This is a genomic window from Flavobacterium sp. (genome assembly GCF_044368625.1).
Classification (GTDB): domain Bacteria; phylum Bacteroidota; class Bacteroidia; order Flavobacteriales; family Flavobacteriaceae; genus Flavobacterium.
Map to the genome: position 1 here is coordinate 1 of NZ_JBIPPD010000113.1, position 10,612 is coordinate 10,612.

11 protein-coding genes are annotated in these 10,612 nt (G+C 34.1%); 7 read left to right on the forward strand and 4 right to left on the reverse strand.

The window, feature by feature from the left end:
• Positions 1-211: 211 nt before the first annotated feature.
• The 3 genes from ACIQ2X_RS09645 (at position 212) to ACIQ2X_RS09655 (ending at position 3,472) form a co-directional block, all read left to right on the forward strand.
• Positions 212-1,360 (forward strand): hypothetical protein, encoded by a 1,149-nt coding sequence (locus tag ACIQ2X_RS09645; RefSeq protein ID WP_396178721.1) that lies wholly within the window; start codon positions 212-214, stop codon positions 1,358-1,360.
• Between the two features lie 181 nt (positions 1,361-1,541).
• Positions 1,542-2,879, forward strand: coding sequence for a TlpA family protein disulfide reductase (locus tag ACIQ2X_RS09650; protein ID WP_396178722.1), 1,338 nt, complete (start codon positions 1,542-1,544; stop codon positions 2,877-2,879).
• A 203-nt stretch (positions 2,880-3,082) separates the two neighbouring features.
• Entirely contained in the window at positions 3,083-3,472 is a 390-nt protein-coding gene (locus ACIQ2X_RS09655; protein ID WP_396178723.1) for a hypothetical protein, read from the forward strand.
• Between the two features lie 62 nt (positions 3,473-3,534).
• On the opposite strand, the gene ACIQ2X_RS09660 is transcribed toward ACIQ2X_RS09655, so the two are convergent.
• The 3 genes from ACIQ2X_RS09660 to ACIQ2X_RS09670 form a co-directional block, all read right to left on the reverse strand.
• A complete protein-coding gene (locus ACIQ2X_RS09660; protein ID WP_396178724.1) occupies positions 3,535-4,278 on the reverse strand; it encodes a T9SS type A sorting domain-containing protein in 744 nt (247 codons plus the stop codon).
• Positions 4,279-4,308: 30 nt separating this feature from the next.
• The gene (locus ACIQ2X_RS09665; protein ID WP_396178725.1) at positions 4,309-4,809 is read right to left on the reverse strand and encodes an ankyrin repeat domain-containing protein; all 501 of its coding nucleotides are present in this window, start codon (positions 4,807-4,809) and stop codon (positions 4,309-4,311) included.
• A 121-nt stretch (positions 4,810-4,930) separates the two neighbouring features.
• Positions 4,931-5,959, reverse strand: a complete 1,029-nt coding sequence (locus ACIQ2X_RS09670) for a LacI family DNA-binding transcriptional regulator (RefSeq protein ID WP_396178726.1) — start codon at positions 5,957-5,959, stop codon at positions 4,931-4,933.
• A 365-nt stretch (positions 5,960-6,324) separates the two neighbouring features.
• On the opposite strand from ACIQ2X_RS09670, the gene rplM reads away from it, so the two are divergent.
• The 4 genes from rplM (at position 6,325) to tsf (ending at position 9,204) form a co-directional block, all read left to right on the forward strand.
• A complete protein-coding gene (rplM, locus tag ACIQ2X_RS09675) occupies positions 6,325-6,780 on the forward strand; it encodes a 50S ribosomal protein L13 (protein WP_396178727.1) in 456 nt (151 codons plus the stop codon).
• A complete protein-coding gene (rpsI, locus tag ACIQ2X_RS09680; protein WP_396178728.1) occupies positions 6,780-7,166 on the forward strand; it encodes a 30S ribosomal protein S9 in 387 nt (128 codons plus the stop codon). The genes rplM and rpsI overlap by 1 nt, the downstream gene beginning before the upstream one ends.
• A gap of 167 nt (positions 7,167-7,333) precedes the next feature.
• On the forward strand, positions 7,334-8,137 hold the full coding sequence (gene rpsB, locus ACIQ2X_RS09685) for a 30S ribosomal protein S2 (protein WP_396178729.1): 804 nt from the start codon (positions 7,334-7,336) through the stop codon (positions 8,135-8,137).
• Between the two features lie 104 nt (positions 8,138-8,241).
• Positions 8,242-9,204, forward strand: a complete 963-nt coding sequence (gene tsf, locus ACIQ2X_RS09690) for a translation elongation factor Ts (RefSeq protein WP_396178730.1) — start codon at positions 8,242-8,244, stop codon at positions 9,202-9,204.
• Between the two features lie 280 nt (positions 9,205-9,484).
• Here tsf and ACIQ2X_RS09695 read toward each other — a convergent pair.
• On the reverse strand, positions 9,485-10,612 hold a 1,128-nt coding region (locus ACIQ2X_RS09695), incomplete at its 5' end, for a hypothetical protein (protein WP_396178731.1).

The window sequence follows — 10,612 nt, forward strand, 5'->3', positions numbered from 1 at the left end:
ACAGCTACTAATTTTGATGATAAAAAAAACTTTATTGTTAAAAACCATCTATGTTTCCAAAAAACAAGTTGAATTAATTAAAACTCAATATATGAATAAAAAAACCTTTTTTGCTGCATTTTTTGTAGGTTGTCTCTCGAGTTTTGCATAAGTAGGTATAAACACTACTTCGCCTCAAGGAGCATTAGATGTTATATCTACCAATAGCGGTGTGATTTTTCCACGTGTTGCCAATGTTGATGCAGTAATTGCCCCAGTAAATGGAATGGTCATTTATGACGAAGCCGAGAAATGTTTTAAAGGCTATGCTGACGACTCTTGGAAAGACATCACGCCTTGTACACCTCTTCCGCCAGATCCTGCAGTCTTTACTATTGCTAACCCAACTTACCAAGGTGTCTCAGTAATAGATGCTACAGGTATTGGATACAATGGCGAGGCCGTTCCACCTGCATCAACCATAACTGTACAAGCTACAACCACATCAGCGGGTTCTTACACGCTTACTGCTACAGACCCCAATACTGGACTAGTGTACAGCAAAAGCGGCGTATTTGAAACGGCAGGCACTTTTCCTGTAGTTTTAGTGCCAAATACAGTTGTTATTCCAGAATTTTTTAGTGGAATAATGAGCATTTCCGTCTTGGGTGCATCCAATAGTATTGAGATAAATCCACGAATAGACATCAAATCGATACCAACGAGTGCAACTGAAGTAGCAGACGTAACTTTAGGCACACAAACATGGATGGATAGAAATCTTGGGGCAAGACGTGCCGCAACTGCTATAAATGACGCATTTGCTTATGGCAACTTTTTTCAATGGGGAAGACCGGCAGATGGTCACGAAATTGTCGTTATAAATGGTAGCAATAAGTTTGCCGGTAGAACATTTTATAACGCTACCGCACAAAATGCATTAGCAACTAGCGATACGCCTGGATATAATAATTTTATAGGCGTTTCTTTCGGTGGAATTGGGGACTGGAGAGACGACAACAATAACAATCGTTGGGCATCTTCTCCCCAAGGACCCTGTCCAAGCGGTTATTACGTACCCACAACCGCAGAATGGCAAACAGCCGTTTCTAGCGGATCGATGAACAATGACACCGACGCCTATGCCTCTGTATTAAAACTACCTGCATCTGGTTATACCGATTCAAGAGATGGAAAATATTACAGTACTATAATCGCTAATTATTGGACTCGCTCCGTTACATTTTTAAATTTCCCTTCCACTAATGCTTTTTTAATTGCTTTTAAAAGCAACGAAATCACAACCAACTCTAGTGCCGCTCGTGCCGTAGGCTTTAATGTTCGGTGTATCAAAGCTGAGTTGGCTTTTAAAACTCCTTAATTATTTGACTATTGAAAATAAATAATAGTAAAATAAATTAGAAATAAATAATTGTAACTAATTTTCAGTTAGTCAAAGACCACAGCATCTAAACTGTGGTCTTTTTATAAAACTAGGAAAGTATGGCGCTGGATTTATCGTTAAGTTACTTTTATGGTTAATAAAAAGATACCAAAAAATAATGACAAAAATTTTATCCTTTTATTTGCTAGTCGTGCATACACTAGTTTTTTCGCAGCATAGTTATTCAATCCAAGGGCACTTTCCGCATTTCCCAAATAGCAAATACGAACTGAAAGGCTTTAGTGGTTTTCAACAAATTACATTGTCTACGAGCGAAAGTAAAGATGACGGTAAGTTCGTGATTAACTATCCATCAGAATATTGTGGTGTTGCCCACTTGTATATGAATGGAGCTTATCAGAATTTATTTTTACTTAACAAAGAAAATATAAATGTTTTCTGGAAAGATCTCACTAATAAAGACGGTCTACAAATACAAGGTTGTAAAGAATACGACACCTTTTTAAAAGGCATGAAAACCTTTCAAGAAGCTGAGGCCAAAGTAGCTGGTTTAAATTACTTACTCCCTCTTTACTCCAATGATAGTATAAAACAACACAAATTTGCAGAGGAGCTCAACTTTACTTCTAATAGCTTTCCTTCTTACATAAAATCAGTACCTGAACATTTATTTGCCAGACAGTATTTGCTTACCAAAGGATTGATAGAACAAATGCCTAGAAGTTTAGAAACCTATACCTGGCGGGCTCCTTCTCATGTAATCGAATTTATGGCAATAGACTTTAAGGCTTTAAAGCATTCTGGTCTGTTTAAGGATGTTATCCATGGATACACTAATCTCGTCGAGCGATTTCCGCAAGAAGAAGTATACCCTTTGCTCAATGATGCGATAAATAAAGTACTTACTGAACTCAAAGATGAAACCACCATACAACAAGAAATTGCACACTATTGGTTTACACTTCTTGAACGAAAAAGTCTATTTTCTTCTGCCGAATATTTAGCGCTGAAAATGCTCAATCAAAATAATTGTGTCTTAGATGAGAAAAGTGCTACTATGTATGAACAATACAGGTCTTTGGCGGTAGGCAAAACAGCACCCGATATAATTTTAGATAAAAATGTATCCTTAAAAAAAATGAAAAGCAAGTATAAATTAGTAGTATTTGGAGCCAGTTGGTGTCCAACATGTAAGACCGAAACGCTACAGCTTGTTGAACTAAATGAGGTTTGTAAGAAAAACGGAATAGAGATTGTTTACATAAGTATTGACACCGACCAAAGGGCTTTTGAAGAAGAATACAAGTCAGTACCTTGGCTTACCTACTGTAATTTTGAAGGCTGGGAAACAAAAAGCGCAAAAGATTATTATGTTTTTAGCACTCCAACCTATTTCGTATTAGATCGTAATCTGAAAATTATACTGCGACCTAATTCTGCTACTCATTTTAAAACATGGATAGAACAAAAGTTAAAGCAAGAAAAGGAAAAGTAAAAAATGTCTAACTATTTACGCATTGAACATTTCAAAATTAATGGTTATACCGGTTTCGTTTACGGATGACATAAACAACAAAGTTATAAATCATGAAGAATTATGAGTTGGAGTTAAAGATTTAGTCCCGAAGCCTCGGCATACGATTTTTCATTAACGCAACCCATTAAAACTTTCTACATCTAAATGAAAAATCCTATAACATGAAAAAAATTTTAACCCTATTTGCAGTTGTTTTGCTGTTTCAAAGTTTTCAATGCGAAGATGATACAGCTCCAACGGATCAAAGTTTTGATTTGGTAACGCTTCAACAAGAGCGCCAACTGATTTTGAATTACATCGCTACATTTAGCTGTAATGATGCCTCAAGTTGTAATTCTATTGCTTTTGGAAGCAAAGCTTGTGGTGGTCCAAAAGAATATTTGGTGTATCCGAGTACAGTGGATTTGGAATACTTAACAGAGAAAGTAAATAATTACAATGCGATGGAAAATTCGTACAATGTAAAGTACAATGTTGTTTCGGATTGTATGGCTGTAATGCCACCACAAAATATCGGTTGTGTAGACGGCGTTTGCACGGTATTACCTTAAAAATTAACACAAAAAAAGGGACAAAGCTAGAAACTTGTCCCTTTTTTGTTTTATGAACTAAATTAATTAATAATAATCTTTTTCCATGATTTCTCAGAAGCGTTCTGAAGTTCGATAAGATACACACCTTTAGGCAATTCTTCTACATTAATTTCCAGTTCATTAGCTCCCAAATCTCCTTCCACAGTCTTCATAAAAGCACCCGTTTGTGAGTATATATTGATGCGATCTAAAGTAGTTTTAGATTTCACTCTGAAGTTTCCGGTAGATGGATTTGGGTAAACAGCTGAGGCATTCAAAGAAAAATCTTCAACGTCTAAAGCAGTTCTTGTCAAAGTTGTACTTGTATGAACTCCTGTATGTTGACTTAAAAATGTATTATTACTCAAGGCAAAAATAATAGGAATTGAACTTGTTGAATTTGTAAAAGTATAATCTCCTGTAGAAACTAAATTTCTAGTTGCCACAACAGTTCTTACTCCAGATGCAACATTATCAGAACCTATAGTCCAACTTTGCGATCCTGATGCATCAGGAGATGGTGGAGAATATCCAGAAGGTGTATAATCTCTATTTGCTGAAGAATTCCAAATAAACATATCTGAAACACTCGCCATTGAGTTGCCTCCAAATCCAATTCCCAACCAAGTATTACTTGGTCCTGTTAAAGTAAGTGTTACTGTAGTGCTATTTGTATCAATTTTTAAAGTCATACCTGTAGTCAAGGTAACTGTTCCTGTAGAAAATTGCGCAAATGAAGAAAATCCCATCGCAATTGCTACAATTAAAAGTAATTTTTGTTTCATAATCTTTTGTTTTTTGAGGTTAATGATTGTTTATTTTAGTAAGTTAATAATTGTTTCGTTTCCTGAAAAAACAGCATGTTCAAATGCAGTCTTTCCTTCTTTGTCCTGATGGGATTTATCAGCTTTATAATGCAATAACATACTTAAAATTTCAGGATTCTGAAATTGAACTGCATAGATTAAAGCAGAAATTCCGTTTGCATCTGATAAATTTACATCCGCTTTTAAATCCAATAATGTTTTTACAATTTCAATATTTCCTTTCACAACAGCAGCCATTAATGGTGTTCCCATGGTGGAGTTGTAATTTAAGTTGGCACCATTTTCGATTAGAAATTGAGCCACTTCCGTATTTCCGCGGTAGCAGGCCAATATTAAAGGAGAGTAACCCGCCTCATTAATTTCATCAACTACTTTTGGATTTTGCTCAAAAAGCGCTTTGGCTTCAGCCACAGTTCCCGTACGAGCGACATCAAAAATAGTGGAGGATTTTTGTGCAAAAGAAGAAAGTGTAAAAAAAAGAAAAATCAAATAAAAGTAATTTTTTACCATAAATATATTTAAAATGTTAACACAATAACTGAACAAAGATATAAAATAAAAGAAAAGGTTGCGTCATAATTATTTATGCAACCTCTTTATATTTAAATTTTTACAAAACCTTCTTTCGCGTGGAATCCCTTTGCCGCAATTCGGTTTTAATCACTACTGTTTTATACGATGTTTCCTCTCCTTTGGATTCTAATTTATCAATTAACATCCGGGCGGCGGCTTCACCAATTTCTGGACCATGTTGACTCACAGTGGACAAACTCGGCGTCATTCTTCGAGACCAAACGCCATCTGCAAAACCTATGATTGATAAATCTTCTGGAATTTTATACCCTTTTTCTAACGCATACTTCAAACTTGAAACCGAGGCGTGTTCGTCTAAAGCAAAAATACCGTCAATGCTTTCACTGGAAAAAAGCGCTTGTAGTTTAGCATCAAATTCATCCACAGCATCGCTCAGTATGATAAGGTTTTCGTCTACTGGAAAATTATTTTGATCCAAAGCTTTGAAATAACCATTGGCGCGGAGTTTTCCAACACTTAAATTATCAATACTCGAAAGCAATGCAATTTTTTTGCAACCAATATCAATAAGGTGCTGGGTCCCGTCAAATGCGGAATCGAGATCATCCACAATTACTTTGTCGCATTTTACCAAATCGGTAACACGATCAAACATTACAATCGGAACGCTATCATTGATGCAATCTATAAAATGATCAAAAGATTCTTTGGTTTGCGATTCTTCGGCAATCGAAAGAATAAATCCGTCGACCGTACCGTTACTCAACAACTCCATCATGTGAATTTCCTTTTCTAAAGACTCATTAGAAATACAAGTGATGATATGATAGCCTTTCTCTTCGGCAACCTTTTCGATTCCAGTAAAAACCTTTGCAAAAAACGAATTTAAAATATTAGGCAGTATAACACCAATCGTTTTTGTCTTTCTGCTTTTTAAATTTAATGCCGTAATATTGGGCTTGTAATTTTTTAGCTTTGCAAATTCCTGAATTTTGTTCTTGGTTAAGTCACTAATTTCGGGGCTGTTATTGAGGGCTTTAGAAACCGTGGAAACGGAAACACCTAACTGTTTTGCAATTTGCTTTAGTGTTGCTTTTTCTTTCATATCTGAAATATTGAACTGTAAAAGTAGAAAAAAAATAACTATTTGCCTGCAAAAGTGTTAATTAAGGTCAAAAATAGTGTTGAATGTAAATTAAACGCAAAAATATTACTTTCAAAAAGCATTTTTTTGGGTATATTTCAAGAAATCAAATATGTTTAAGTAGATAAAAAAACTTCTAGTTGATCAAAATCTTTGCAACGAAAACCAATTACCTACTATGTTCATTTTAAAAATGATAGCTAATAAATTGACTTCGACAAAATTATCTTTTCTAGGTATTTGTATTATAAATAAATAATTGTACTTTTGCACTCCCTTTTCCCGACGTTTCGGGAGGGAATGGAATGTTTAATTAAAAATATATTATGGACGCATTAAGCTACAAGACAGTTTCAGCAAACAAAGCCACCATTACAAAGGAGTGGATTGTTGTAGACGCTGAGGGTCACAACTTAGGACGTCTTGCTTCAAAAGTCGCAATGATTTTGAGAGGTAAGTACAAACCAAGTTACACACCACACGTGGACTGTGGAGATAACGTAATTGTTATCAACTCAGAAAAAATCAACCTTACAGGTAAAAAAATGGATGACAAAATTTACATGCGTCATACAGGCTACCCAGGAGGTCAAAGAACTTTAACTGCTAAAGTATTGCAAGCAAAAAACCCTGCAACTCTAGTAGAAAAAGCAGTAAAAGGAATGTTGCCTAAAAACAAATTAGGAGCGGAACTTTTCAGAAATTTAAATGTTGTTGTAGGTTCTGAGCACAAACAAGGCGCTCAAAAACCGAAAACAGTTAACCTTAACGATCTTAAGTAATGGGAGTTATTCACAAAATCGGTAGAAGAAAAACCGCTGTTGCACGTGTATATGTTTCGGAAGGAACAGGAAAAATCACGGTAAACAAAAAAGAATTTACAACTTATTTCCCAACAGCTACTTTACAGTACAAAGTGTTACAACCAATGTCTATGACAGAAAATGTTGACAACTATGATGTAAAAGTAAACGTTTACGGAGGTGGTTCAACAGGACAAGCAGAAGCGGTGCGAATGGCTTTGGCTAGAGTAATGTGTGAAGTTGGCGAAGGAAACAGAGCTATCTTAAAACCAGAAGGTTTATTGACAAGAGATCCAAGAATGGTTGAACGTAAGAAATTCGGTCAGAAAAAAGCTCGTAAGAGATTCCAATTCTCTAAACGTTAATAGTACCGTCTTGTACATTTGGTGCAAGACAACAATTTATTATTATTTAAAAAAGATTTGTTGTTCCTGTCGAGGCAGGAAACTAGTTTAGCATCTAAATGAAGCCTAAAGCACAAAAGCCCAAAGGAACATTGCTAATTCAACAGAACGTAAACTATTACATTAAAATGGCAAACAAAGTAGAAGTTAAAGAATTACTAGAAGCAGGTGTACACTTTGGACACATGACTAGAAAATGGGACCCGAACATGGCTCCTTACATTTATATGGAACGTAATGGAATTCACATTATCAACCTATATAAAACAGCAGCAAAAATCGAAGAAGCTGCCGATGCAATGCAAAAAATTGCTGCATCAGGTAGAAAAATCTTATTCGTAGCTACTAAAAAACAAGCAAAAGACATCGTAGCTGAAAAAGCTGCAGCAGCTAACATGCCCTACATCACTGAAAGATGGCCTGGTGGAATGTTAACTAACTTTGTAACTATCCGTAAAGCTGTTAAAAAAATGGCAACGATTGATAGAATGAAAAAAGACGGTACTTTCATGACTTTGTCTAAAAAAGAACGTTTACAAGTGGACCGTCTTCGTGCAAAATTAGACAAGAACTTAGGTTCTATCGCTGATATGTCACGACTTCCAGCTGCATTATTCGTAGTAGATATTAAAGCAGAACACATCGCAATTAAAGAAGCTCAAAAATTAAACATTCCAGTTTTCGCAATGGTAGATACAAACTCTGACCCAAGAGAGGTTGATTATGTAATACCAGCTAACGATGACGCTTCTAAATCAATTGAGAAAATTTTGTCTATAGTAACTGCTGCCGTAATTGACGGTAATGCAAACAGAACTTCTGACAAAGATGCTGACGAACAACCAGCAGATGAAGTAGTTGTGGCTCCAAAAGCAGCGACTCCTTCTGAAACAGTAGAAGCTACAACTGAAGAAGTGAAAACTGAAGAATAAATAAAATAAATTCCAATATTAAAAAATTCCAAATTCCAAAGTATTGAGTTTAATTCAATTGGGATTTGGAATTTTTAAATTTTAAATTTTAAAAAAAATAAATTATGGCAACAATAACTGCTGCAGACGTAAATAAATTAAGAACACAAACAGGTGCAGGAATGATGGACTGCAAGAAAGCACTTGTTGAGGCGGACGGAAATTTCGAAGAAGCCATCCAAAATTTAAGAAAAAAAGGACAAAAAGTTGCTGAAAATCGTTCTGATCGTGAGTCGACTGAAGGTGCCGCGGTTTCTTTTGTAAATGCTGATAACACTAGAGGAGCAATTATCACTTTGAATTGCGAAACTGATTTCGTAGGAAAAAACGAATCTTTCGTAACTTTAGCTAAAGAATTGGTTCAAAAAGCAATCAACTTTTCTTCAAAAGAAGACTTTTTAGCTTCTGATTTTAACGGAATCACTGTTGCTGAAAAATTAATTGAGCAAACAGGTGTTATCGGAGAAAAAATCGAAATCGGTGGTTTCGAAATTTTAGAAGGTGCTTACGTTGGATCGTATGTTCACGTTAACAAAATCGCTGCTTTAACAGCCATTTCTGCTGCAACTAACAATGCGGACGTATTGACTAAAGATATTTCGATGCAAGTAGCTTCAATGGGTGCTGACACATTATCGTATAAAGATTTCGATCCTGCTTTCGTTGCTTCTGAAACAGATGCTCGTATTGCTATTATCGAAAAAGAAAATGAAGAAGCAGCTCGTTTGGGTAAAACATTGAAAAATGTACCTAAATATATTTCTTACGCTCAATTGACCGAAGAAGTGATCAAACAAGCGGAAGAAGATGCTAAAGCAGAATTGAAAGCAGAAGGAAAACCAGAACAAATTTGGGATAAAATTCTTCCAGGAAAAATTCAGCGTTTTATTTCTGACAACACTACTTTAGACCAAGAAAAAGCGTTGTTAGATCAAAACTTTATCAAAGACGATAGTAAAAAAGTAAGTGATTACGTAAATGGATTCAATGTGGAAATCACAGGATTCAAGCGTGTTGCTTTAGGATAGAATTCCTTCGAAAGAAGGAATCTACAAAATAGAAGATGCCTTTTTTTAAAGGCATTTAAAATCCCGATTCAATGAATCGGGATTTTTTTATTAAAAAAAACCCGCATTTTTGTTTAGTTTTTCAAACTTTACCAGTATGAAAGTAAATTAAAAATTGAGCGCGACAACCTAAATCTTATAATTTACAAAATCATTCACACTAATGCCGAAAATGTTCTTTGTAGATACTTTTTTTCAGTTCGATAACAGCTAGTCTATACTTGTTTATTTTTTTAATTATTCAAAAACGATACTTTATTGTACCTAAAACGTATCTAGGCACAAGCTGAATAATAGATTGATAATAACTATAATTATTTAATGAAATGTAAGTGTATTGATTTTCGTTCCTAAGATTATTTAGAATTATACGATATGATAATTTACTTTCTATTGGGGAATAATTAATTACAAAATTATTAAATGAATAAGTTGTGTTATTAACGTGATAAAATGCATTATTACTCTCTGCCAAAATTGTTTTAGAAACCTTGCAATTGATATTTAAAAACGCGTCTTTCGTTGTATTATTTGTTTTCAAATCTTGAAAATTAGATTGAAAGTAATTATATGAAAAACCAAAATCAAAATTCATTTTAGCTTTAAAATAAGTGGTGCCAGAGTATTTGACTGTATTAATGGAATTAGTGGAATTTAAAAATTTTGTGGAATTTACATTAACTGGAGCAGTTATCCAACTAATATTTGTTCCAATTTTTGAAGCTAGTTTTATTTTACGGCTATATTTAACGATACCAAAATTAAAATTATAACTTTCACCGCCTCTAGTTTGAATGAATGCATTAAAGTTAAGTTCGTTTGCTAAATTACTTACTGTATTTAATATTAATTTTGAATTTACGTAAGACAAACCTGTATTTATTGAGAATCTATTTGCATCATTATAATAGTTATAATTAAATGACGTTGTTTGGTTTTTTACAGGCTTTTGATCCGCATTTCCTTGAAAAAAACTGCGATAATCCGTCAACTGAAAATTTGATGTTAGTTGATTTATTTCAGGTAATAAACTGTTTTCTGCAAAGGATAAAGAAAAATTACCGAAACCTGTTCTTTTAATGTTAAAGTAAAATGCAGGATTTAAAAGAAAAATATTCTCTGAAAAAAAATTAGATTTAAATAATGACTGCTGCCAGTTCAAATTTGCTGTGACATCGAATTTATTTGAAAAATTATAGCGTAATGTGTTTTCTTGAATAAAATTAAAGAGTTTTAGATTACTGTTGTTTTGATAAGCGGGAAAATTTTGATTTTCTACTGTAAATATGTTGTTGAACTGTTCTTTGTTATACTCAAATTGAACACTATTTGTAAGGTCTAACTTATTAAATTTTGAAATTAATTTTGA